This window comes from Arthrobacter woluwensis (assembly GCF_030816155.1).
Classification (GTDB): domain Bacteria; phylum Actinomycetota; class Actinomycetes; order Actinomycetales; family Micrococcaceae; genus Arthrobacter_E; species Arthrobacter_E woluwensis_A.
In genome coordinates this window covers 2472714-2494840 of record NZ_JAUSXR010000001.1, presented here as the reverse complement: position 1 = coordinate 2494840, position 22127 = coordinate 2472714, and the positions used below count along the sequence as shown (strand labels likewise).

Below are 22127 nucleotides of genomic sequence, written 5' to 3'. Positions count from 1 at the left end.
TACGCACGGACCAGACCCGTAATGACTGGCTGGTCATCTGTTGCACACCCACCCGGTATCCCCGAAAGAGGCGCACTCATGACCACCCCTGAACACGATCCGTTCGGCTTCGTAGGACTCACCTACGACGACGTCCTGCTCCTGCCCGGCCACACCGACGTCATCCCGTCGGACGCCGACACCTCCTCCCGCATCTCCAAGCGCATCACCGTGCAGACCCCGCTGCTCTCCGCCGCGATGGACACCGTGACCGAGTCCCGCATGGCCATCGCCATGGCGCGCCAGGGCGGCCTCGGCGTCATCCACCGCAACCTGTCCATCGCCGATCAGGCCGATCACGTGGACCGCGTGAAGCGCAGCGAATCCGGCATGATCACGAACCCGCTCGTGATCGGCCCGGACGCCACGCTCCTGGAGCTGGACCAGCTCTGTGCGCGCTACCGCGTCTCCGGCCTCCCCGTGGTCGACGCCGACAACCGCCTGCTCGGCATCATCACCAACCGCGACACCCGCTTCGTCCCGGAGAGCGAATACCCCAACCGCCTGGTGCGCGACGTCATGACCAAGATGCCGCTCATCACGGGCCGCGTGGGCATCAGCCGTGACGAGGCCTCCGACCTCCTGGCGAAGAACAAGATCGAGAAGCTCCCCCTCGTGGATGCCGACGGCCGTCTCCAAGGCCTCATCACCACCAAGGACTTCACCAAGGCCGAGCAGTACCCGCTGGCCACCAAGGACGAGGAGGGCCGCCTCCGCGTGGGCGCCGCCATCGGCTTCTTCGGAGACGGCTGGGAGCGCGCCATGACCCTGGTCGAGGCCGGCGTCGACGCGCTGTTCGTCGACACCGCCAACGGCCACTCGCAGGGCGTGCTGGACATGATCTCCCGCCTGAAGGCCGAGAAGTCGGCCGCGCATGTGGACATCATCGGCGGTCAGGCCGCCACCCGCGAGGGAGCGCAGGCCCTGATCGACGCCGGCGCCGACGGCATCAAGGTCGGCGTGGGCCCGGGCTCCATCTGCACCACCCGCGTGGTGGCCGGTGTGGGCGTCCCGCAGATCACCGCCATCTACGAATCCGCCAAGGCAGCCATCCCGGCCGGCGTCCCGCTGATCGCCGACGGCGGTCTGCAGTACTCGGGAGACATCGGCAAGGCCCTGGTCGCCGGCGCCGACACGGTCATGCTCGGTTCGCTCCTGGCCGGCTGCGCCGAGTCCCCGGGCGACCTGATCTTCGTCAACGGCAAGCAGTACAAGAGCTACCGCGGCATGGGCTCCCTGGGCGCCATGCAGAGCCGTGGCAAGAACACCTCGTACTCGAAGGACCGCTACTTCCAGGCGGACGTCTCCGGTGACGACAAGCTGATCCCCGAAGGCATCGAAGGCCGCGTCGCGTACCGCGGTCCGCTGTCGTCCGTGGCCTACCAGCTCGTGGGCGGCCTCCGCCAGACCATGTTCTACGTGGGTTCCCCGAACATCGCGGAGCTCAAGGCCCGCGGCAAGTTCGTCCGCATCACCCCGGCGGGCCTCAAGGAGAGCCACCCGCACGACATCCAGATGACGGTCGAGGCGCCGAACTACACCTCGCGCTGAGTTCCCGTGCCGCGCTCAGCGGCACCTCTCGCTGAACGACGACGGCGGCGGGTCACCTGTGAAGGTGACCCGCCGCCGTCGTCGTTCCCCTGCGAGGGCTGCCGGGCTACTTCTTCGCGGGCAGCTGCGGGTCCACGCCGAAGGTCTCCGCGAGCTTGGTGAGCACACCGTGGGCACCCTGCAGGCTCACGGAAGTGGCGAAGACGCGGTCATCGGCCTTCAGGACCTGGCCCTTGAGCGACTTCCACAGGGGGTTGCTCAGGAACTTGTCCATCTGAGCGCGGGACTTGGCGCCTACCGCGGTGTCCTGACCGAAGGCGGAGGTGATGATGAGTCCGGCGTCAGCCTGGGTGATCTTCTCCTGGCCGAGCTCCACCATGATCTTGTCCTGAGAGTCCGGCTGCCCGGCGGGGCGGGGAATGCCCGCATCCTTCATGATCTCGCCCAGGAAGGACGTGCTGGAGTACAGGCGGGCCGTGTCCTCACCCGCGAAACGGACGTAGGAGTACGTCAGCCCCGGCTTCTTGGACAGGATGGCCGCACCGACCTTCTTGGCCCGGTCCTGGTACTCCTTGATGAGCTGGTCCGCGAGGCTCTTCTTGCCGAGCGCGTCGCCGAGCATCACGATGTTCTGCTTCCACGTGGGGCCGGTGGACTTGGAGAAGATGGTCGGCGCGATCTTGGACAGCTGACCGTAGAGGGCTTCGTGGCGGACCTTGGCGGAGACGATGAGATCGGGCTGCGCCTCCAGGATCTTGTCCAGGCTCGGCTCGGCCAGGGCTCCGACGTTGACGGCGTTCTTGGTCAGCGCGGAGACGTCGCCCAGGTAGGACGGGAAGCTCTCGTCGCCCTTGCGGTACGTCGTGTAGGCGGCCACTTCGGCCCCGAGAGCGAGCGCGGCATCCGTGTAGCTCGCGTCGAGGGTGGCGACCCGCAGCGGCTTGCCCTCCAGGGTGGTCTTGCCCATGGCGTGCTCGATGGTCTTGGGGAACTGCCCGTCGCCGGCGGAGGACGGAGAGGGGGCCGCGCTCGTGGAGCCGCCGCAGGCGGTGAGGGCCAGAAGGGCGGTGGCAGCGGCGGCGCCGAAGGCCGCGCGGGTGAATCGGGTGCGGATCATGAGTGCTTTCACTTACTGAGGTGGGGGACGGGCGGCCGGAGCGCGCACGCCCGGACTAAGGCAAGGCTTGCTTTAGCCATGTTGCTAGACTGTAGCGGCACGCATCGATTACGTGCAATTTTCCTTGCGTATTACCCTTGGGGGTCTGCTGTGACTGCTGTGCTTCCCCGCGTGCCACTCGCGGAGGGACGACGACGGCGCGCGCCCACCCGGGGCCTGGGCGCCGCGGTCGTGCTGCTGCTCGCCGCGCTGCTGGGCAGTGTGCTGATCGGCGGGCTCGAATCGAGCCTCGCGGACGTCTGGCACGCGCTGGCGACCCCCGACGGCTCCGTGGCGGATGTGGCCATCAGAGAGCTGCGCTGGCCCCGAACCCTCAACGGTCTGGTGGTCGGCGCGTGCCTGGGCATCGCGGGCTGCCTGACTCAAGCCCACACCCGGAACCCCATCGCAGACCCCGGACTCCTCGGAATCTACTCCGGCGCCGCGCTCGCCATCGTCACCGGCTCCCTGCTCGGCGGCGCCGCGCTGGAAGCCTCCGGTCCGCAGGCCGTGCTGGCGTTCGTGGGAGCCGTCGCAGCAAGTGCTCTCGTGTTCGCTGTCGGATCGGCCAGCCGGCACGGCGTCACGACTGTGACGCTCGTCCTCGCCGGTGCCGCCGTCACGGCGCTCGCCGGCGGGCTGGTCTCCGTCATCGTGCTGAGCAGTGACGCCGCTCTGGACACCTTGCGCTTCTGGCAGCTCGGCTCGATCGCCGTGCGGGGAGGCATGATCCCCGGGGTGTTGCCGTTCCTCGTGGTCGGTTTGCTGCTCGCGGCCCTGAACATCGGTTCGCTCAATGCCCTGGCTCTGGGGGAGGAGACAGCTGCCTCCCTCGGCGTCGACGTCAGGCGCTCCCGGACCGTGGGAGTGGCGGCGATCGCGGTGCTGGCTGCCGTCGCCGTGACTCTGGCGGGGCCCATCGCCTTCGCGGGACTTCTGGTACCGCACCTGGCCCGTCGTCTCGTGGGGCTCGACTACCGCTGGCAGGTCCCCTGCAGCGCCGTGCTCGGCGCCGCGGTGCTGCTTCTCGCCGATACGGCGGGGCGTGTCGTGGCGCGGCCCGGTGAACTCCCCGTGGGCGTCCTCCTCGCCGTGATCGGCGGACCCTTCTTCATTCACCTGGCCCGTCGGCGGAAGCTGATGTCCCTGTGAGCGCCGCGGCGACCTCGGCTCGCACTCGCCCTCGCCTGCGTCCCCAGGTGCTCCGGGCAGGCCGGGCCTCCTTCGTCCTCCGGCCGCGTGTGCTTCTGGTGGGGCTGCTCGCCGTGGCCGTCCTGCTCCTCGCGGTGCTCGCCCACCTCATGTTCGCGGGCCGGCCGCTGTCGCTGGGCGACGTCCTCCGCGGCTTGACCACCCCGGCCGGGACGCCACCGCGTCTCACTCTGCAGGTGCAGGAGTTCCGGCTGCCGCGGACCGTCGCCGGGGCCCTGGCGGGCGCCTGCCTGGCCGTGTCCGGCGCGCTCACGCAGAATGTTGCGCGCAATCCGCTGGCGACGCCCGAAATCCTCGGCGTGACCTCCGGAGCTTCCCTGGGCGCGGTTTCCGTCCTGGTGCTCGCCGGTGGCGGGGCCGGTGGACTGAGCGGCGTGGCTGCGGCATTGGGTCTGCCGCTCGCGGCCGCCGCCGGGGCCGTGCTCTTCGGGGGGGCCGTGTTCCTCCTGGCATTCCGCCGCAGTCAGGACCTTCTGGACAGCAACCGGATGGTGCTGGTCGGTCTGGGTGCCACGGCCGTCGCCACGAGCCTGGTGACCTGGATGCTGACGCTGGGGGACGTGAGCAATGCGGCTCAGGCCCTGACGTGGATGAGTGGCTCGCTCAACGGCCGGGACTGGGACGCGGTGATCCCGGTCGTCGCCGTCGCACTTCCGTTGCTCCTGCTCAGCGCCATGGCAGGCCGCTGGCTCCTGCTGGGGTCCTTCGACGACAACACGGCACGGAGCCTCGGGCTGCCGCTGCGCGTCACCCGCCCCGCTCTCCTGCTGCTGGCCGTGCTGCTGGCCGCCGCGGGCACGGTTCTTGCCGGGCCCGTGGCGTTCGTGGCGCTCGTCTGCCCGCTCGCCGCACGCCACGTGACCGGCGCCGTGGTGCCCCCGCTGGGAGTGACCGCGCTCCTGGGGGCCGCGTTCGTCGTCGTCGCCGATCTGGTGGCCGGCTTCCTGCTTCCGCATACCCTCCCGGTGGGCGTGCTCACGACCGTTCTCGGCGCCCCGGTGCTCATCGCCCTGGTGCTCCGCTCACAGAGGAGGACCTCATGACCCACTCCATCCTGGCCGCCGAGCGGCTGAGCCTGGGTTTCGAGGGACGGACCGTGGTGGAGGAGCTGAGCCTGCAGTTCGAGCAGGGGAGCGTCACCACCATCATCGGGCCGAACGGCTGCGGCAAGTCGACGCTGCTCAAGGGCCTTTCCCGGCTGCTGAAGCCCACCGCCGGACGGGTGCTCCTGGAGGGCCGCGACGTCCTGTCGTTCTCGCAGCGGGAGCTCGCCCGGCGCGTGGCGGTCCTGCCGCAGACACCGCAGGCGCCTTCAGGGCTCACCGTCACCGAGCTCGTCACACGCGGCCGTCATCCCCGGCAGAAGTGGTATCAGCAGTTCTCGGCGGGGGATGAGGCGGCCGTGGCTGCGGCCCTCGCGGCCACCGACATCACGGATCTGGCGGACATGGCGCTCGACGATCTCTCGGGCGGACAGCGGCAGCGTGCCTGGATCTCCTTGGCGCTGGCTCAGGAGAGCGACATCCTCCTGCTCGACGAACCGACCACCTACCTGGACCTGGCGCATCAGGTGGAGGTGCTGGAACTCGTGCGGCGGCTCAACCGCGAACTGGGCCGGACCGTGGTCATGGTGCTGCACGACATCTCGCTGGCCGCACGGTACTCGGACCGCATCGTCGCCCTCAGGGGCGGCCGCGTTGAGGCGCAGGGCGAGCCGGTGGACGTCGTCACACCGGAACTGCTGTGGTCCGTCTTCGGATTGCGGGCGCAGGTGGTGTCGGAGCCATCCGAAGGTCGGCCGCATGTCATCCCACTCGGCGCCGGCGCGGACGACGCCTCGCGTCTCGGGGCGGCCTGACACTCCCGGTCTGACACTCCCGGTCTGAGACCGCCGGCTCAGGACTCCGTCGTGGAGAGTGCGCTCTGCAGGACCTCGCGGTGGATCTTCGCGGCGTCCTCATGCATGCGGACCCCGGCGTCGGTGAGCCCGACCACGAGCGAGCGCCGGTCCTCGCTGCATGCCGAGCGGTGGACATAGCCGGCCTTCTCGAGCCGGTCGACGATCTTGCTCAGGGCGCTCTGTGTCATGGGGGAGACCTGGGTGAGGTCCTTCATCCGGCACTCGGCGTCCCCGTATTCGGCGAGGAGGTCCAGGGTCTCGAAGTCGTTGAGCCCGATCCCGAAGTGCGAGGCCAGCTCGCGGTCCAAGGTGTTGGAGGTCTTGAGATAGCAGCTCTGCACGGAGCGCCATTGCTCCACGAGGGCCGTGGCGTCTGTAGTTGACATGTCGCCATTTTAGTCCATGACGGAATATTTTTCCACGGAAACATTTTCCTTGTCATTCGATGATGTGTCATATAAGTTGTTGCCATGGATTCAGGAAGCACACTGACCGCAGCCCCCGTGACAGGGGCCGGCCCCCGGACCTCCCCGGCATCCGGCCTGGCTGTCTCCGACCTTCTCTGGAGCCGCCGCACCTGGCTGCTCCTCGTGACCCTTTGCATCGTTCTCGCCCTCGACGGCCTCGACGTCTCCATGGTGGGCGTCGCCCTTCCCTCCATCGGCCAGGAACTCGGACTCGGAACCGGCTCCCTCCAGTGGATCGTCTCGGCCTACGTCCTCGGCTACGGCGCCCTGCTGCTGCTCGGCGGCCGCATGGCGGACCTCCTCGGCCGCCGCCGGGTGTTCCTGGTGGCCCTGAGCGTCTTCGGCCTCGCCTCCCTGCTGGGCGGCCTGGTCAGCGACCCCACCCTGCTGATCGCCACCCGTTTCATCAAGGGACTGGCCGCCGCGTTCACGGCCCCGGCCGGTTTCTCGATCATCACCACCAACTTCGTCGAGGGCCCCGCCCGCAACAAGGCGATCTCCATCTACGCGACCTTCGGCGCCAGTGGCTATTCGCTGGGCCTCGTGGTGGGCGGCTTCATGACCGAACTGAGCTGGCGCTGGACCTTCCTGGTCTCTGTCCCGGTCGCAGCGGTGGTCCTGCTCATGGCCCTGCGGTTCATCCCGCGTGACCGTCCTGCGGCCGAAGGCGGACACGACATCTGGGGCGCCCTCACGCTGGCCGTCGGCATGCTCGGCCTCGTGTTCACCGTGGTCCAGGCGCCCGATTCCGGCTGGACCTCGCCGTTCACCATCGGTGGTTTCGTCCTCTCCGCCGTGATCCTGGCGCTGTTCGGACTCATCGAGACCCGCACGCGTCACCCCCTCATCCGCTTCGGAATCCTCCGGGAGGGCTGGGTGGCACGCGCCAACCTCGCCGCCGTCGCGCTCTTCGGCTCCTACCTGAGCTTCCAGTTCATCGTCACGCTGTTCCTGCAGTCAGTTCTCGGCTGGGCACCGCTCTCGATGGCACTGGCTCTCCTGCCCGCCGGACTCCTGGTGGTCAGCAGCGCCCCGTTCGCGGACAAGCTCATCGACCGCTTCGGCGCCACCCGCCTGATCGTGGTCGGGCTGACCGCCCTGACGGCCGGGTACGCCTGGTTCCTGCGCATCGGCCCGGACATCAACTACGTGGTCGACGTCTTGCCGTCGGTCCTCCTGCTCGGCGTCGGCTTCGCCCTCGGTTTCCCGGCCATCAACGTGCAGGCGACGGCGGGCATCCACGACGACGAGCAGGGCCTCGCCGCAGGCCTCATCCAATCGAGCACCCAGGTGGGCGCGGCGCTCGTCCTCGCCGTGACGACGGCGATCGTCACCTCGGGCTCGCACGGCGGTTCCCCGACCCATGACGCCTCCGCGATGCTCGCCCAGTTCCGCCCGGGCCTCGTGCTCAGCATGGTGATCGCGGTGGTCGGTCTCGCCATCGCGCTCTTCCCGCAGCGCCGCCGGTCGCGCGTCTGACCCAGGCGCGCCCGTCTTACCCGCGCCGGTCTTACCCGCGAAGTAACAGTTGATGCCCCCAAAACCCGGTTTTGGGGGCATCAACTGTTACTTCGCGTGGGAGAGGGGGCGCTCAGAGAGGCCCGTAGCTCGCGTTGCCGACGGGATCGCGCCACGTGGCCAAGTCCTGTTCCAGGAGGGAGCGGAGCTCCGGGTCGGCGGTGGCCCGCTTCCGGAAGGATTCCCGCGCGCGGCCCTGGACGGTCGAAGGGACCACGATGCAGGCGACGAGCAGCAGGACGAAGAGGACATAGGCGCCGACGAGGCCGGTCACGGTGGTGGGGCCGCGGGGCGCCGCGCCGGGGATGATCGCGGCGAGGACCGCTCCCAGCACTGCGGCGAGGAACCCCGCCATGATCAGCCCTCCTCGCGCGGAGCCCGGCCCACGGGAGATCAGCGTGCGGGAGGTGTCGGGCAACGCCGAACGGACCCGCTTCCAGAAGACGAGCCCCAGGACCAGCAGGACCGCACCCAGGAGGCCGGGCACCAGCACTGCTGCCACGGCGCCCGTCATGGCCGTGATGAAGGCGCCGGCGAGGATGAGGACGGGGCCCATGCCGATCGCACTGCTCCACGCCGCCGACAGCGTCCCCTGGGCATCGGCCAGCTGACGGAGCCGGGAGGGCGCGTTCGGCGGGCTGACCCGGGCGAGCTCCGGATCCAGCCAGTGGTCCAGCGGATGGGAGGGCTGCGGCAGCGGGGCGGGATGCACGCTGGCCATCAGACGCCGGCTCCCGGAATGTCCGTGCTGCCGGTCGTGGCGGACAAGGACGCGGGTGTGGGCACGGACACGGCCGCGGGTTCGTGTCCGTTCACGGGGAACGAGGGGGCATCGTCGTTCTGCGGGGTCATCGGGCCCCTTTCTCGGGTGCGTCGTCGTCTCGGTGTCTCCGGTCTCAGTCTAGGAAAGCGTGGCGCCGGCGCCCATCGGTGGCCGGGTGTGCGGCGTGGTCTTCGAACGTGACGCCGGTCGTTCGACGCCGGCGAGAACAGTGCCGCCGTGACCAGGCACGCTGTTACTGTGAGGGCATGTCACTCACGGTGTGGATCACGGCTGTCGAACCCCTCTCCGCAACGACCGTCCGGCAGAGCGAGGGACGCCGGTGACGGCGCACAGCCTGCCGCCGGGAGGCGGCTACACGGCGGGGTCCATCACCCAGAACGTGTCCGGTCCGTTGACCCGCTCCGCCGTCTTCCTGGTGCTGTCCGTCGCGGACGATCCGGGCGCGCTGGACACCGTCCGCGACGTCCTCTCGGACCTGGACGGCCTCGTCAAGACCGTGGGATTCCGTGACCTGAACGGCCGCCTGTCCTGCACCGTCGGAATCGGGGATCGCGTCTGGGCGCCACTGTCCGGCCTGCCCCGGCCCGCAGAACTCCATCCCTTCCGCGAGATCGTGGGCAGCACCCACACCGCCGTCTCGACTCCGGGTGACCTGCTCTTCCATATCCGCTCGGACCGCCAGGACCTCTGCTTCGAATTCGAACGCCTCCTGCTGGCCGCCCTCGGGACGTCCGTGAGCACCGTGGACGAGGTCTCAGGATTCCGGTACTTCGACGCCCGTGATCTGCTCGGCTTCATCGACGGCACCGCCAATCCCGTAGGCCCTGACCTCCCTGAGTCCGCCCTGGTGGGAGAGGAGGACCCTCAGTTCGCCGGCGGCAGCTACGTGGTGGTCCAGAAGTACCTGCACCCGATCAGCGCCTGGCAGGGCCTCACCACGGAGCAGCAGGAGAAGATCATCGGCCGCACCAAGGCCGACAACGTCGAACTCGACGATGCCGTGCACGGCCAGAAGTCCCACAAGACCCTCGCCACCATCACGGATGAGAACGGCGAGCACGACATCGTGCGGGACAACATGCCGTTCGGCACTCCGGGCGCCGGCGCCTTCGGAACCTACTTCATCGGGTACTCCCGGCACCTCTGGGTGATCGAGAAGATGCTCGAACGCATGTTCATCGGCGACCCTCCCGGACTGCATGACCGGCTGCTGGACTTCTCGACGGCGGAGACCGGCACCACGTTCTTCGTCCCCACCGCCGAGATGCTCGCCGGCCTGGGCGATACCGCCGCTGCCGCGGAAGCTCCGGCGCCGCCCGCCGAGGAGGACGTGCCCGCGGTGGCGGAGCCCGCCGTCGTCGCGCCGGAGGCGGCCGCTCCCGCCCCGGCGACCGCACCTGCCGCCGGTTCCCTGGGGATCGGTTCCCTCCGGAACGTCCCACTTCCTGATCGCCCCTGAACGCCCGCCCGTCGAAAGGACCAGCCATGAATCACCTGCTGCGCGAACACGCTCCCATCACCCGGGACACCTGGGCGATGATCGACGACGAGGCGAAGACCCGGCTGTCCGCGGCCCTGGGCGCCCGTCGTCTGGTCGACTTCGCCGGCCCTCTGGGCTGGCAGCACTCCGCGACGTCGACGGGCCGGGTCGGTCCGGTCGTGTCCGCGCCGGCGGAGGGTGTGATCGCCCGGCCGCGTAAGGTGCTGCCGCTCGCCGAGGTCCGGGCCGGCTTCTCGATGTCCCGCGAAGAGCTCGACGCCGCCACGCGCGGGGCCGTGGACGTGGACTTCGCGACCCTGGACGCTGCCGCCCGGAAGATCGCAGAAGTCGAGAACTCCGCGGTCTTCGACGGCTGGGACGAACTCGGCATGACCGGCATCGCCGCGGCCTCTCCGCACACCCCGATCCAGACGGGTGATGACCCCCGCCGTCTCGCCGTCCATGTCGCCGCCGCGGTGGCCGCGCTCAAGAACTCCGGGATCGGCGGCCCCTACGGGCTCGCCCTCGGCTACGACGCCTGGGTGAACGCGACGGGCGGCAATGACATGGGCGGTTCGCCGCTCCTCACGCACCTGCAGCGCATCCTGGAGGGTCCCGTGCAGTGGACCCCGGGAATCAACTCCTCCGTGGTGCTGAGCCTGCGCGGCGGGGACTTCATCCTGGAGAGCGGTGAGGACCTGGCCGTCGGCTATGCGGACCACTCCGCCGCGAGCGTGGAGCTGTATCTCCAGGAGACCTTCAGCTTCCGCGTGGCGACGCCGGAGGCCGCGATCGTCCTCGCCTGAGCGACGCAATCCGTCCGGAACCCGCTTCACGATAGAGTTGGACGCGTGACTTACGAGATTGAGATTGGCCGTGGGAAGCGCGGACGCCGTGCGTATGGACTCGATGACATCGCGATCATCCCCAACCGCCGGACCCGTGACCCGCAGGACGTGAGCGTGTCCTGGCAGATCGACGCCTACAAGTTCGACATGCCGGTGATCGCCGCTCCGATGGACTCGGTCATGTCCCCGACCACGGCCATCCGCCTCGGCGAGCTCGGCGGCCTCGGCGTGCTGGACCTCGAAGGTCTCTGGACCCGTTTTAAGGACCCGCAGGCCCAGCTGGACCGCATCGCAGAACTGCAGCAGGAGTCCCCGAGCGAGCTCGTGACCCGCACCCTGCAGGAGATCTACCAGGCTCCGATCCAGGCCGAGCTCATCACGCAGCGTCTTGCCGAGATCCGTGCCGCCGGTGTCACCGTGGCGGGTTCGCTCACGCCGCAGCGCACTCAGGAGTTCTACAAGACCGTCGTGGCCGCCGGCGTCGACATCTTCGTCATCCGCGGCACCACCGTGTCGGCCGAGCATGTCTCCAAGACCACGGAGCCTCTCAATCTCAAGCAGTTCATCTACGAGCTGGACGTCCCGGTGATCGTGGGCGGCGCCGCCGGGTACACCCCGGCGCTGCACCTCATGCGCACCGGTGCGGCCGGCGTCCTCGTGGGCTTCGGTGGTGGCGCCACCACCACGACGCGCCGCGCTCTCGGCATCCACTCGCCGCTGGCCTCGGCCATCTCGGACGTCGCCGCCGCACGTCGCGACTACCTTGATGAGTCCGGCGGTCGTTACGTGCACGTGATCGCCGACGGCGGGATGGGCACCTCGGGCGACATCGTGAAGGCCATCGCCATGGGCGCCGACGCCGTCATGCTCGGCTCCGCTCTGGCACGCGCCGAAGAGGCCCCGGGCAAGGGCTGGCACTGGGGCGCCGAGGCACACCACCCGGAGATCCCGCGCGGCGACCGCGTCCAGATGGGCACCGTCGGGCCGATGGAGGAGGTCCTCTTCGGGCCGGGCCACCACACCGACGGCACCTCCAACCTGATCGGCGCCCTGCGCCGGTCCATGGCGACCACGGGCTACTCGGACCTCAAGGAGTTCCAGCGCGTGGATGTCGTGGTGCGCCCGCGGCACTGAGCCGCCCCGCACCCGCTGCTCCACACGACGACGGCGCGGCCCCCGGATGGGGACCGCGCCGTCGTCGTCTTCGGGGCTGTTCCCTGCCGGGTGCGCCGAGATCGCTACCCAAGGTCTGAGCTCGCTGTCGGACGCAGCGAGGTCAACCTCGGAATAGCGAGTTCAGCTCACGCTCGCGGTGAAGGGCCGATCTCCGGCGTGCCGGCCGTTCGTGACGGAGTGGTGACTGGCGGAATTTCGGGAATTCCCGGCAAGGGAGTACGTTCCAGGGATATCGCACGTTCCTGGGGGGATCGAGTCATCATGAATTCTTCTGTCAGCAATCGCCGGACATTTCCGCAGTCGGCGAGTTCCGCGCGGCTGGCGGCTCTCGTCGTGGGAGCGGCTCTCGCGCTGACGGGATGCTCCGTCACGGTGCAGCGGGCCGGTGGTGCGCCGACTGCATCATCGTCTGCTTCGCCCACGGAGACATGTCCCAGCCCGGAGCCCACGGTGAGAGTCACGGCCACGGCGGGCGTCGAACCGTCGACGGTGGCGACCTCGGCACCCACCGATGACGCCCCAGCGCCCTGTCCGACCGCCACCGAGACCATCACCGTGGCTCTTCACCGGTCCGGCGAAGTGTGCGCGAAAACTGGTGAAAAGTACCTTGCCGTTGAGCCCGCGCTTCTGTGTTTCAAAGACAAGGCCGGCAAAGCACTGTGGATGACAGCCGCCCAGGTGCGTCAGACTCAGGCGGATGTCGCCAAGGCGAAGGCCGTGGCAGAGGCTGCGCGCAAGAAGGCCCAGGAGGCGGCCCGGCAGAAAGCTGCGGCGGCAGAGCTGCAGAAGGCTGCAGCAGCGGCCCAGCAGGCCGCCGCTGAGGCGCAGAAACCCCAGGCGCCGGCGGAGCAGACGCCTCGCCGGTTCGTGCCGGAAGCACCCCAGAACCCGCCCGCACCGGTGGCTCCCGCAGCCCCGGATCCGGGCTCGGTGTACTACGCCAACTGTGCTGCGGTGAGGGCGGCAGGTGCGGCTCCGATTCATATCGGTCAGCCGGGATACAGCCCGAAACTGGACCGCGACGGCGACGGAGTCGGCTGCGAATAGAGGGCTCCCTCCAGCGACGACGACGGCGCGGCCCCCGGATGGGGGCCGCGCCGTCGTCGTGTTCGGGGCTGTTTCGGGCTGGGTGAGCTGAGATCGTCACCCCGCCGTGCCCTGCCGCTGAGAACGCTATCGGGGGTCTGAGTCCGCTACAACATGTAGCGGACTCAGACCCCCGATAGCGAACTCAGCCGGGTTTCAGGTGCTCGCTCCGGGCGTCCAGCCGCCGTCGAGCAATTCCTGGATCCGGACGAACTCCCGCCGATGCCATTGCGCGTGCTGCTTCCGGCACGCGCTCGCGGGGACCAGGGACCACTTGCGGGGGTGATGAGTGCAGATCCGCTCCACCAGGGCGCCCTTCTCCGTCGGTTCGAGGCGGAGTTCGAATCGTTCCTCGGGTCCGCTCTGACCCCAGCTGCGGGCCACGATCTTCCGGAACGGGACTTCTTCGAGGATCTCGACCGCGGCGTGGAACTCCTTCCCCGCACGCTTGGCCACCAGGTGGCGGACTTCGCCGACACCCTCCGCCGGCGGATCCGCATACCCGCGAACGGCTCCGGGAACCAGCAGCGGCGCATATTCGGCGGGCCGGAGCAGGCCCCAGATCAGTTCGACGGGAGCGAAGATCTCGGCGCTGTCGCGCATCTCCACGACGCGGTGCTTTCCGGCGTCACGGTCTGGTCCTGAGGTCCACCACGGCATGGGGCCAGCGTATCCACTCCCGGATGCCGCGGCGAACCGGATGCCACAGCGAACCGGAAAGTAGACGCCCCGGGGCCCGGGAACATCAGACCCGGGTGAAGTACCGCTCGACGGCCGTCAGGTACTCCTCGTTCCACACGTGATGTCCGGCCTGATACTTCTCGAGGCTGACCGGGGCGTCAGGGCCATGGCTGAAGAAGGAGATGAGTGTCAGCTCCGTCCCTTCGCCCGAAGGCGCCAGATGATATTCCTGTCGGGACAGCGGATCGTGGCTGCCCCAGCCCCGGACGACCGCCAGACGGTTTTCCACCTCCTCGACAACGACGATGGCGCTGAGCTGCTCCTCGCCGTCGACCACGGCGAGGAAACACTCGATCGCTCCGCCGACCTCGGGCTGGGCGGGGGCCGAGAAGGTCCGGACGATGTCCGGATTCAGGAGCCGCGCCTTCTCCGCCGGACGGATCAGGTTCCAGACGGCGGGAGGGTCCGCGGCGATCGCCCGTGAATTCCGGACGGTGAACAGCGACGGCACGTCGGAAGGGCCGTTCGTCTTCGATCTGAACCATGGCATGGTGCCAATCTAACCTCAGGAGGCAGGACCGCGGCTCGCGGCGAGCGGTGTCGAACGGACCGCTTTCGCCCCTGCCCAAGGAGCCCCCGAAAGACTAGGGTGGAACCAAGTCTTAGCCACGCATATCGGGAGTCTTCCATGAGCCAGAATGCCAGCAGCAAGGTCCTCGGTCCGGAACAGCGCGAGTTGTCCATCGAGGCACTCAAGAAGACCACGGAGCCGGGTCAGGAACTCGACATCCTGATCGTGGGCGGTGGTGTGGTCGGGGCCGGCGCCGCCCTCGACGCCGTCACCCGCGGTCTCAAGGTCGGCATCGTCGAGCAGCGTGACTGGGCCTCCGGCACTAGTTCCCGCTCGTCGAAGCTCATCCACGGCGGTCTCCGCTACCTCGAGATGCTGGACTTCGCTCTCGTCACGGAAGCTTTGCAGGAACGCGGTCTGCTGATCCAGCGCATCGCGCCGCACCTGGTCCGGCCCGTGCCGTTCCTGTACCCGCTGTCCAAGAGGTTCGTCGAGCGCCCGTATGTCGGCGCCGGCATCCTCCTCTATGACACGCTCGGCATGACCAGCGGCAACGCCCGCGGCGTCCCCATGCACAAGCACCTCACGCGGCGCGGCACGCTCAAGGCGGCTCCGAGTCTCAAGGATGACGCCATGGTGGGCTCCATCCGTTACTACGACGCCCAGGTGGACGACGCTCGCCTGGTGGTGAACATCATCCGCACCGCCGCCGGCTATGGCGCTCACGCCGTCAACCGCATGAAAGTGGTCGAATTCCTCCGCGAGGGCGAGCGCGTGGTGGGCGCGCGCCTGGAGAACATGGAGGACGGCAGCACGTTCGACGTCGCCGCCAAGCAGGTCGTGAACGCCACCGGTGTGTGGACGGATGAGACGCAGGCCCTGGTCACCGACCGTGGTCAGCTCAAGGTCCGCGCGTCCAAGGGCATCCACCTGGTGGTTCCCCGGGACCGGTTCCAGTCGACGGTCGGACTGATCCTCCGCACCGAGAAGAGCGTCCTGTTCGTCATCCCGTGGGGCCGCCACTGGATCATCGGCACCACGGACACCGACTGGAAGCTGGACAAGGCCCATCCGGCGGCCTCCAGCAAGGACATCGACTACGTCCTGGAGCACGTCAACAAGGTGCTCAAGCGCCCTCTGACCAGGGAGGACGTGGAGGGCGTGTACGCCGGGCTCCGTCCGCTCCTGGCCGGTGAGAACGACTCGACGGCGAAGCTCTCCCGGGAACACGTCGTGGCCCATCCGGTGCCGGGCCTCGTGGTGGTGGCCGGCGGCAAGCTGACCACGTACCGCGTGATGGCCAAGGACGCCGTGGACGAGGCGGTGCGTGGCCTCGACGACCGGGTCGCCCCGAGCTGCACCGAGGGCATCCCGCTCCTCGGAGCCGAAGGCTACAAGGCCGCCTGGAACCGCCGTCATCGCAGTGCGGAGGAAGCGGGCGTGCATGTGGCCCGGGTGGAGCATCTCCTGAATCGCTACGGTTCGGAGACCCAGGAGCTCCTGGACCTGATCCGGGAACGGCCCGAGTTGGCGGAACCGTTGCCGGGAGCGGATGATTATCTGGGTGCCGAAGTGGTCTTTGCGACTACCCACGAGGGCGCTCGTCATGTGCATGATGTCCTCACGCGCAGGACCAGGATCTCCATCGAGTCCTGGGACCGTGGAGTCTCGGCGGTGCCCGTGGTGGCCCGCCTCATGGGCGAGGTGCTCGGCTGGAGCCCCGTCCAGGAGGAGAGCGAGATCAAGCACTACCTGGCCCGGGTGGAGGCCGAACGCCTGTCGCAGGAGCAACCGGACGACGAGTCCGCCGATGCGGCGCGGATCGGCGTGGACGACATCATTCCGCTCCGCTGAGGACGACGCCTGGAGGCGCCGTCCGGTGGTGACCCGCAGCGATGCGGGCCCGCCACCATCGACCGTTGACTGAAAGGACGCCCCCGTGGCTGAGGATCTTAACCGTTATGACGCTGAGCTCACCCTGCCCAGCATGGTGATCCTGGAAATGGAAGCCACGGACCGGGAGGACGCCGCGGCGCAGCTCGCGCAGCGGCTCTTCACGGCCGGGCGAGTGTCCAATCTGGAAGGCTTCCTCGAGAGCGTCAACTCCCGTGAGCACCAGATGGCGACCGGTCTGCCGGGCGGCATCGGGCTCCCGCATGCCCGCAGCGAATTCGTCACCCAGCCGTCGATCGCCGTCGGCGTCACCAGGTACGGGCACTCGCTCGACTTCGGCGCCGCGGACGGACCGGCCAATCTGATCCTGCTGATCGCCACCCCGGCCCAGTCGTTCTCGGAGCACCTCGAAGTGCTCGCGACGCTGGCGCGCTCGCTGTCCAAGGAGAGCTACCGTGAGTCCCTCCGCCGGGCTCACGATCCCGAAGTCATCGCCGAGCTGATCAACACTTCGCTGGTGTTCTTCGATCACTGAGGTTCCCCGGCCACTGAGCGGTCCACTGGCCCGTCTCGGTCGGAGCCACCCCCTCAAACGGACATTCCCCGGCGCTTCGGCGCCGGGGAATGTCTGTTTCAGCAGGGATGCGTCACTCGCTGCGCCATGACCGCCACAGGGCGGCATAGGAACCGTCGAGCGCCAGCAGTTCGTCGTGACTGCCGAGTTCGGTGATCCGGCCGTCCTCCACGACGGCGACCCGGTCGGCGTCGTGGGCTGTGTGCAGGCGGTGCGCGATCGCCACCACGGTGCGGCCGCTCAGCACGGCCCCGAGGGAGCGTTCCACACTCCGTGCCGCTTGCGGATCGATGAGGCTGGTCGCCTCATCGAGCACGAGCGTGTGAGGGTCGGCCAGCACCAGACGGGCCAGGGCGAGCTCCTGGGCCTGCGACGGGGTCAGCGCGTGACCTCCCGAGCCCAGCTCCGTCTCCAGGCCGTCCTTGAGCGCGGAGAACCACGGCGCGGCTCCCACATCGTCCAGGGCGGCGAGCAGCTCGGCGTCGCTCGCCTCCTCCTTGCCGAGGCGCAGATTGTCCGCCAGGGTACCCACGAACACGTGGTGTTCCTGCGTCACGAGGGCCACCTCGCGACGGAGCTCCTCCACCGGCAGGTCCACGAGCGGCACTCCGCCGACGGTGACTGCTCCGGACGACGGCGGGTTGATGCCGGCGATCAGGCGGCCGAGCGTCGACTTGCCGGCGCCCGACGGACCCACCATGGCGAGCCGCTCGCCGGGCACCAGTTCCAGATCCACCCCGTGCAGGACGTTCCGCCCCGCCCGGTACGCGAAGGTCGCCCCGCGGACCGAGATCCGGCTGCCGTCGGGGGTCTCGCCGCTCACCTCACGGTCCGCGGGAACCTCCTTGACGCCCACGATCCTCGCGAGTGAGGCGGCGCCGAACTGCAGTTCATCGAGCCACATGATGAGGGTGTTCACCGGTTCCACGAGGGCCACGGCATACAGCGCGACGGCGGCCACGGACCCCGCGGACACGGCGCCGACGGAGACCAGCCACCCGCCCCAGAGGACCACCAGCACGGCCGGCAGCCACAGGGCCAGCTCGGTCACCGGGAACAGCATCGAGCGGAGCCACAGCGTGTACTTCTCCGCTTCGAAGGCCTCACGGATCGCGGCCCGGGTGCGGTGGATCCGCTGGGGTCCGAGGCTGAGAGCGTCCACCGTGAGGGCGCCGTCCGCCGCCTCGGAGATGGTCCCATCGATGGTGCCGTACGCCGCGTGCTCGCGCTGGTAGCCGGGGCCCGAGCGCTTGAGGTACCAGCGGGTGACCGGGATGATGAACGGCGCGCTGACCAGCAGTCCGAGGCCGAGCAGCGGGGACACCACGAGCGCTGCGGCCAGCGTCAGCGTCACGGTGACGACGGCGACCAGGAGCCGGGGCACCCCGAAGCGCACCGCGTGGGAGAGCGCTTCGACGTCGTTGGTCGTGCGGGAGAGCAGATCGCCCGTGCCGGCGCGTTCCACGGTGGAAAGGGGCAGCGAGGTGACGTCGCCCATGAACTCCTCGCGGAGGTCAGCGAACACCTTCTCGCCGAGGACCATCGAACGGTAGGAGGCGAGCCGCTGCAGCAGTGCCTGCGCCACCACCGATCCCAGGAGGGTCACACTCAGAGCGGTCACGGTGGACATGGTGGTTCCCGTCGTGACGGTGTCGACCAGCCGCCCGATGATGAACGGCCCCACCAGGCCCATGATCGCGGCGGCCGCGTAGAACACCATCACGCCGACCAGGCCGCGCCGGTTGCGCCGGAGCAGCCGCCATGCCTCCGCACGCACCTGGGCGGACGCGGCGATGGGCAGGCGGTTGCCGGGGCGGGGGAGGGCCGCTGCTGCCTCGGGCAGGCTCTGGCGCGCCTCGTTCTCCTCCAGCAGAGGTTCCTCGAAGGACTCCACCGTGTTACTCACTGCGAATCACGACCATTCGGTACTCGGGACAGCGTTCCAGCAATTCGGCATGGGTGCCGGTCAGCGGTTCGCCGGTTTCGGGAAGGAAGATGACGCGGTCCATCGCATGCAGCAGCAACGGACTCGCGGTGGTCACCAGCGTCGCGGAGCCGCCGTGACCAGTGAGCGAACCGCGGGACTCGGAGAGCCCCTCCGCGATCCGCGCCTCGGTGTGAGCGTCCACCGCGCTCGTGGGCTCCACGAGCAACAGGAACTCGGGCTCACTCAGCAGCGCCCGGGCGAGGGAGAGCCGCTGGCGCTGCCCGCCGGAGAAGCTGCGGCCCTTCTCGTCCACCTCGTGGTCCAGGCCTTCCTCGAGCGCGTCCAGGATGTCCAGACCCGCGGCGGCTTCCAGCGCCTGCAGGATGCGCTGATCGCTGTGACGGCCCTGCGGGTCCAGCGCGCTGCGGAGGCTGCCCGTGAACAGCTGGGCCTCCGCCTGGCTGAACACGATCCGCCGGCGGATGTCCGCGAGCGGGTAGGCCTCGAGGGGCAGGTCGCCCCAGAGGACGTTGCGGGAGGCGGCGTCCTCGAAGCGGCCCAGACGCTTCGCCACCGCGGCCGAGCGGCCGGGATCCGAGCAGACCAGCGCGGTGAGCCCCTGCGGCGGGACCGTCACGCCGCTCTCGCCGTCCTCCAGCGGGGAGGACGACGGCGGCGCCGACGTCCCGCCGTCGCTCACGAGAGGCAGCGCCCCCAGGAGCTTGCTGACCTTGCGCGATCCCACCACGCCGCGGATGCCCACGTTGAGGGCCTCGGACCCCGTCCTGATCGGAGCGACGAGGAACACCGAGAAGCCGTACAGGGACATGAGCTGTCCCGGGGTGATGGTGCCGTCCAGGGCGAGTGCCGCGCCCGTGAAAGTGAAGAACACACTGAAGGCGCCGCCGATGAGCAGCTGCGAGGCTTCCAGGGTCGCGACTGACTTCGCCACCTCGATGCCCTGCTGACGCGCGTGCTGGGAGCGCTCGCGGTACCGGTTGACGAAGATCCGCTCACCGCCGATGCCGCGCAGCACCCGGAGGCCCGCGACCGTGTCCGCACCCACGGAGGTCATCTTGCCGGTCGCCTCGCGCTGGGCCTGCTGGCGCTTCTGGAACGGCTTGACCACGAAGACCAGGAGTGCGCCGAGCGCGGGCACTCCGATCAGGACGGCGATGCCGAGCGGCAGGTGGATGCCCGCCACGAGCGCGGAGACCACGAGGTAGGAGACGATCGAGCCGGAGAGCCGGGCCGTCACGTCGAAGAGCTGTCCGATACGCGGGGCGTCGTTGGACGCGACCGTCACGATCTCGCCGGTCGGCACGGCGCGTCCCACGGATTCGCCGCCGCGCGAGACCTTCACCCCGATGAGTTCCTTGGTGGTCAGCGTGGCCTGCAGCCAGTTGCTCACCGCGAGGCGGTGCCGGATGGTGGTGGTGGCCGCCTGGATCGCCGCAAGGCACAGGAAGATGGCCGTCCAGAACAGCAGCGCGTTGAAGTCCTGAGCGACCACGCCGAGGTCCAGGGCCTTGCCGATCACAAACGGTGCGAAGGCTTGTGACAGCATCCAGATGATGCCGAAGAAGAACCCGCCGATGAGGGTGGGCAGCTGAAGGCGACCCAGCCAGAGCAGGAATCGACTGGGGGAGAGACCGAAAGGCTCGTCAGGACGGGGGTAAGGGTACTCTCGCACAGCGCCAGCCTAAATGAGGCCTGAGTCACAGGGAAGTTCATGTGAAAGATTTCTTTCGGGAAATTCTGGAATAAAGCGTTCTGGCTGGTGGAAGGCCATTCTGTTACGGGTGCCGGCCCGGTCTCGAGGGCCTGCATGGACTCCGTGGGAGTCGAGTGGGCGAGGGGAGGCTTTTGGGGAATTCCGAGGTTCAGACAGTACGGTGGAACGGTGCTGAAAACTGCCCTCAAGCCGCGTTGGATCGCCGGATTGCTCTTCGCGCTGCTGGTGTCCACGGTTTTCGTGCTCCTCAGTCAATGGCAGTTCGGGCGTTCCACCGAACAGGAGCAGACCCCGGACAGTGCTCTGGAGTCCCCGCGGCCCCTCAGCGAGGTGCTCAAACCGGGCAGCTTCTTCCCCTCGTCCGTGGCGGATCAGATGGTCACGCTGACCGGGCACTACGACCCGTCGCGCCAGGTGCTGGTCAAGGACCGCCTGCTGGACGGCAGGAGTGGGTTCTGGGTGGTCACGGCATTCGCTGTCGACGGCGCCCCGCGCCTCGCCGGGGCGAAAGCCACTCCTGTCACGTGGATCCCCGTGGCCCGCGGATGGATCGCGTCCGAGGATCAGGCGCCCCGGGCGCCTCAGGGTCAGATCGCCCTCACGGGGCGGCTGGTTCCCTCCGAAGCCCCCACGGTGACTCAGAATCTCCCGCAGAGCAGCTATTCCAATCTGTCCGTGGCGGAACTCATCAACGTCTGGGACGTGTCGAGCTATCAGGGCTTCGTCGGCGCCAGCCAGGAGAAGAGCGCTGGCCAGGATGTCGGCGCCCGTGACGATGCGGACCTCAAGCCGCTGCGCCTGAAGGCGGCGCCCCCCGAGCAGGGCGTGAACTGGCTCAACATCTTCTACGCCGTGGAGTGGGTGGTCTTCGCAGGATTCGCCCTCTTCATCTGGTGGCGCCTGGTGAAGGACGACTACCAGCGGCAGCTCGAAGCCGAAGAGGACGCGGCGCTGTTCGCCCGCCATCAGTCCGCTTCGCAGAACACCCCCGATGACCACAGGAGCAGCGAATGATCGACCCCAAGCCCGCAGGCACCCCCGCGCCCCGTCCGCGGCGTTTCGGAGGGACGGAGCAGCAGATCCGTTCCGCGCTCAAGTTCTACAAGGTCCTGGCCTACGCCACGGGCTCGTTCCTGCTGCTGCTCTGCGTCGAGCTCATCCTGCGGTACGGCTTCGGGCAGTTCCTCTTCGCCGGTGGCACCAACGCCGTGACGGGTCAGCCGCACGTCTTCGGGCTGGCCAGTGCCGATCCGGCCGGCGTCGTCGGTGGGGCGAACCTCTCCATCATCGTGCTGATCGTGCACGGCTGGATGTACGTGCTGTACCTGATCTCCAACTTCCGTCTCTGGAGCCTCATGCGCTGGCCGTTCGGCAAGCTCGTGGTCCTGGCCCTCGGCGGCGTGGTGCCGTTCCTCTCCTTCATCGTCGAGAAGAAGACCCACGCGGAGGTGGAGTCCGAACTCGCGGCGAACCCCCAGGGCGCCAGCCGCTACTGAGCGGTCCGTTTCACCAGGTCATGACGACGCCGG

At 68.8% G+C, this 22127-nt stretch carries 21 protein-coding genes; 13 read left to right on the top strand and 8 right to left on the bottom strand.

Translation table 11 applies throughout. From position 1 onward, the window contains the following. Positions 1 to 78: 78 nt before the first annotated feature. Entirely contained in the window at positions 79 to 1590 is a 1512-nt protein-coding gene (gene guaB, locus QFZ52_RS11345; RefSeq protein WP_307497721.1) for an IMP dehydrogenase, read from the top strand. Positions 1591 to 1696: 106 nt separating this feature from the next. Here the strand turns inward: guaB and QFZ52_RS11340 are convergent, their stop codons facing one another. Continuing rightward, the gene (locus tag QFZ52_RS11340; protein ID WP_307497720.1) at positions 1697 to 2707 is read right to left on the bottom strand and encodes an ABC transporter substrate-binding protein; all 1011 of its coding nucleotides are present in this window, start codon (positions 2705 to 2707) and stop codon (positions 1697 to 1699) included. A 150-nt stretch (positions 2708 to 2857) separates the two neighbouring features. Here QFZ52_RS11340 and QFZ52_RS11335 point away from each other — a divergent pair, with 150 nt between their 5' ends. From QFZ52_RS11335 to QFZ52_RS11325, 3 genes are read left to right on the top strand one after another with little or no spacing between them, the layout of a single operon-like run. Next, on the top strand, positions 2858 to 3898 hold the full coding sequence (locus QFZ52_RS11335; RefSeq protein ID WP_307497719.1) for a FecCD family ABC transporter permease: 1041 nt from the start codon (positions 2858 to 2860) through the stop codon (positions 3896 to 3898). Further along, the gene (locus tag QFZ52_RS11330) at positions 3895 to 5001 is read left to right on the top strand and encodes a FecCD family ABC transporter permease (RefSeq protein WP_307497718.1); all 1107 of its coding nucleotides are present in this window, start codon (positions 3895 to 3897) and stop codon (positions 4999 to 5001) included. Before QFZ52_RS11335 ends, QFZ52_RS11330 begins: the two co-directional genes overlap by 4 nt. Continuing rightward, positions 4998 to 5816: an ABC transporter ATP-binding protein gene (locus QFZ52_RS11325; RefSeq protein ID WP_307497717.1), complete on the top strand. Its 819-nt coding sequence runs from the start codon at positions 4998 to 5000 to the stop codon at positions 5814 to 5816. Before QFZ52_RS11330 ends, QFZ52_RS11325 begins: the two co-directional genes overlap by 4 nt. Before the next feature lie 38 nt (positions 5817 to 5854). Here the strand turns inward: QFZ52_RS11325 and QFZ52_RS11320 are convergent, their stop codons facing one another. Beyond that, a complete protein-coding gene (locus tag QFZ52_RS11320; protein ID WP_307497716.1) occupies positions 5855 to 6244 on the bottom strand; it encodes a MarR family winged helix-turn-helix transcriptional regulator in 390 nt (129 codons plus the stop codon). An 84-nt stretch (positions 6245 to 6328) separates the two neighbouring features. Between QFZ52_RS11320 and QFZ52_RS11315 the strand changes: the two genes are divergently transcribed. Next, positions 6329 to 7804 carry an MFS transporter gene (locus QFZ52_RS11315; protein ID WP_307497715.1) on the top strand — a complete coding sequence of 492 codons (1476 nt, stop codon included), beginning with the start codon at positions 6329 to 6331 and terminating at the stop codon, positions 7802 to 7804. Between the two features lie 112 nt (positions 7805 to 7916). Here QFZ52_RS11315 and QFZ52_RS11310 read toward each other — a convergent pair whose 3' ends face one another. Together QFZ52_RS11310 and QFZ52_RS11305 are read right to left on the bottom strand one after the other, a co-directional pair. Then, on the bottom strand, positions 7917 to 8564 hold the full coding sequence (locus tag QFZ52_RS11310) for a hypothetical protein (protein ID WP_307497714.1): 648 nt from the start codon (positions 8562 to 8564) through the stop codon (positions 7917 to 7919). Beyond that, positions 8564 to 8695, bottom strand: a complete 132-nt coding sequence (locus QFZ52_RS11305) for a hypothetical protein (RefSeq protein ID WP_307497713.1) — start codon at positions 8693 to 8695, stop codon at positions 8564 to 8566. The genes QFZ52_RS11310 and QFZ52_RS11305 overlap by 1 nt, the downstream gene beginning before the upstream one ends. Positions 8696 to 8946: 251 nt before the next feature. Between QFZ52_RS11305 and QFZ52_RS11300 the strand changes: the two genes are divergently transcribed. From QFZ52_RS11300 to QFZ52_RS11285, 4 genes are all read left to right on the top strand, one after another. Continuing rightward, positions 8947 to 10086 carry a Dyp-type peroxidase gene (locus QFZ52_RS11300; RefSeq protein ID WP_307497712.1) on the top strand — a complete coding sequence of 380 codons (1140 nt, stop codon included), beginning with the start codon at positions 8947 to 8949 and terminating at the stop codon, positions 10084 to 10086. Positions 10087 to 10112: 26 nt separating this feature from the next. Continuing rightward, positions 10113 to 10913 (top strand): family 1 encapsulin nanocompartment shell protein, encoded by an 801-nt coding sequence (locus QFZ52_RS11295; RefSeq protein WP_107003797.1) that lies wholly within the window; start codon positions 10113 to 10115, stop codon positions 10911 to 10913. Positions 10914 to 10958: 45 nt separating this feature from the next. After that, entirely contained in the window at positions 10959 to 12089 is a 1131-nt protein-coding gene (locus QFZ52_RS11290; RefSeq protein WP_307497711.1) for a GuaB3 family IMP dehydrogenase-related protein, read from the top strand. Positions 12090 to 12794: 705 nt separating this feature from the next. Then, positions 12795 to 13178 (top strand): excalibur calcium-binding domain-containing protein, encoded by a 384-nt coding sequence (locus QFZ52_RS11285; protein ID WP_307497710.1) that lies wholly within the window; start codon positions 12795 to 12797, stop codon positions 13176 to 13178. Between the two features lie 195 nt (positions 13179 to 13373). Here QFZ52_RS11285 and QFZ52_RS11280 read toward each other — a convergent pair whose 3' ends face one another. Both QFZ52_RS11280 and QFZ52_RS11275 read right to left on the bottom strand, forming a co-directional pair. Beyond that, positions 13374 to 13877, bottom strand: a complete 504-nt coding sequence (locus tag QFZ52_RS11280) for a hypothetical protein (RefSeq protein ID WP_307497709.1) — start codon at positions 13875 to 13877, stop codon at positions 13374 to 13376. 85 nt (positions 13878 to 13962) lie between these two features. Then, positions 13963 to 14448, bottom strand: a complete 486-nt coding sequence (locus QFZ52_RS11275) for an SRPBCC family protein (protein ID WP_307497708.1) — start codon at positions 14446 to 14448, stop codon at positions 13963 to 13965. Positions 14449 to 14586: 138 nt separating this feature from the next. Between QFZ52_RS11275 and QFZ52_RS11270 the strand changes: the two genes are divergently transcribed. Together QFZ52_RS11270 and QFZ52_RS11265 are read left to right on the top strand one after the other, a co-directional pair. Then, complete coding sequence (locus QFZ52_RS11270; RefSeq protein WP_307497707.1) at positions 14587 to 16323, top strand: glycerol-3-phosphate dehydrogenase/oxidase; 1737 nt, start codon at positions 14587 to 14589, stop codon at positions 16321 to 16323. A gap of 85 nt (positions 16324 to 16408) precedes the next feature. Next, entirely contained in the window at positions 16409 to 16897 is a 489-nt protein-coding gene (locus QFZ52_RS11265) for a PTS sugar transporter subunit IIA (RefSeq protein ID WP_307497706.1), read from the top strand. A gap of 112 nt (positions 16898 to 17009) precedes the next feature. Here the strand turns inward: QFZ52_RS11265 and QFZ52_RS11260 are convergent, their stop codons facing one another. Both QFZ52_RS11260 and QFZ52_RS11255 read right to left on the bottom strand, forming a co-directional pair. Further along, a complete protein-coding gene (locus QFZ52_RS11260; protein ID WP_373425712.1) occupies positions 17010 to 18779 on the bottom strand; it encodes an ABC transporter ATP-binding protein in 1770 nt (589 codons plus the stop codon). Positions 18780 to 18834: 55 nt separating this feature from the next. Next, the gene (locus QFZ52_RS11255; RefSeq protein WP_307497704.1) at positions 18835 to 20556 is read right to left on the bottom strand and encodes an ABC transporter ATP-binding protein; all 1722 of its coding nucleotides are present in this window, start codon (positions 20554 to 20556) and stop codon (positions 18835 to 18837) included. 210 nt (positions 20557 to 20766) lie between these two features. Here QFZ52_RS11255 and QFZ52_RS11250 point away from each other — a divergent pair, with 210 nt between their 5' ends. Both QFZ52_RS11250 and QFZ52_RS11245 read left to right on the top strand, forming a co-directional pair. Next, the gene (locus QFZ52_RS11250) at positions 20767 to 21612 is read left to right on the top strand and encodes an SURF1 family protein (RefSeq protein ID WP_307497703.1); all 846 of its coding nucleotides are present in this window, start codon (positions 20767 to 20769) and stop codon (positions 21610 to 21612) included. Beyond that, positions 21609 to 22094, top strand: a complete 486-nt coding sequence (locus tag QFZ52_RS11245) for a DUF3817 domain-containing protein (protein WP_307497702.1) — start codon at positions 21609 to 21611, stop codon at positions 22092 to 22094. Before QFZ52_RS11250 ends, QFZ52_RS11245 begins: the two co-directional genes overlap by 4 nt. Positions 22095 to 22127 lie beyond the last annotated feature (33 nt).

Coding starts and splice junctions, on each gene's coding strand:
- guaB (WP_307497721.1), top strand. CDS start 79: ATGACCACCCCTGAACACGATCCGTTCGGCTTCGTAGGACTCACCTAC.
- QFZ52_RS11340 (WP_307497720.1), bottom strand. CDS start 2,707: ATGATCCGCACCCGATTCACCCGCGCGGCCTTCGGCGCCGCCGCTGCC.
- QFZ52_RS11325 (WP_307497717.1), top strand. CDS start 4,998: ATGACCCACTCCATCCTGGCCGCCGAGCGGCTGAGCCTGGGTTTCGAG.
- QFZ52_RS11320 (WP_307497716.1), bottom strand. CDS start 6,244: ATGTCAACTACAGACGCCACGGCCCTCGTGGAGCAATGGCGCTCCGTG.
- QFZ52_RS11315 (WP_307497715.1), top strand. CDS start 6,329: ATGGATTCAGGAAGCACACTGACCGCAGCCCCCGTGACAGGGGCCGGC.
- QFZ52_RS11310 (WP_307497714.1), bottom strand. CDS start 8,564: ATGGCCAGCGTGCATCCCGCCCCGCTGCCGCAGCCCTCCCATCCGCTG.
- QFZ52_RS11305 (WP_307497713.1), bottom strand. CDS start 8,695: ATGACCCCGCAGAACGACGATGCCCCCTCGTTCCCCGTGAACGGACAC.
- QFZ52_RS11295 (WP_107003797.1), top strand. CDS start 10,113: ATGAATCACCTGCTGCGCGAACACGCTCCCATCACCCGGGACACCTGG.
- QFZ52_RS11285 (WP_307497710.1), top strand. CDS start 12,795: ATGACAGCCGCCCAGGTGCGTCAGACTCAGGCGGATGTCGCCAAGGCG.
- QFZ52_RS11280 (WP_307497709.1), bottom strand. CDS start 13,877: ATGCCGTGGTGGACCTCAGGACCAGACCGTGACGCCGGAAAGCACCGC.
- QFZ52_RS11275 (WP_307497708.1), bottom strand. CDS start 14,448: ATGCCATGGTTCAGATCGAAGACGAACGGCCCTTCCGACGTGCCGTCG.
- QFZ52_RS11270 (WP_307497707.1), top strand. CDS start 14,587: ATGAGCCAGAATGCCAGCAGCAAGGTCCTCGGTCCGGAACAGCGCGAG.
- QFZ52_RS11245 (WP_307497702.1), top strand. CDS start 21,609: ATGATCGACCCCAAGCCCGCAGGCACCCCCGCGCCCCGTCCGCGGCGT.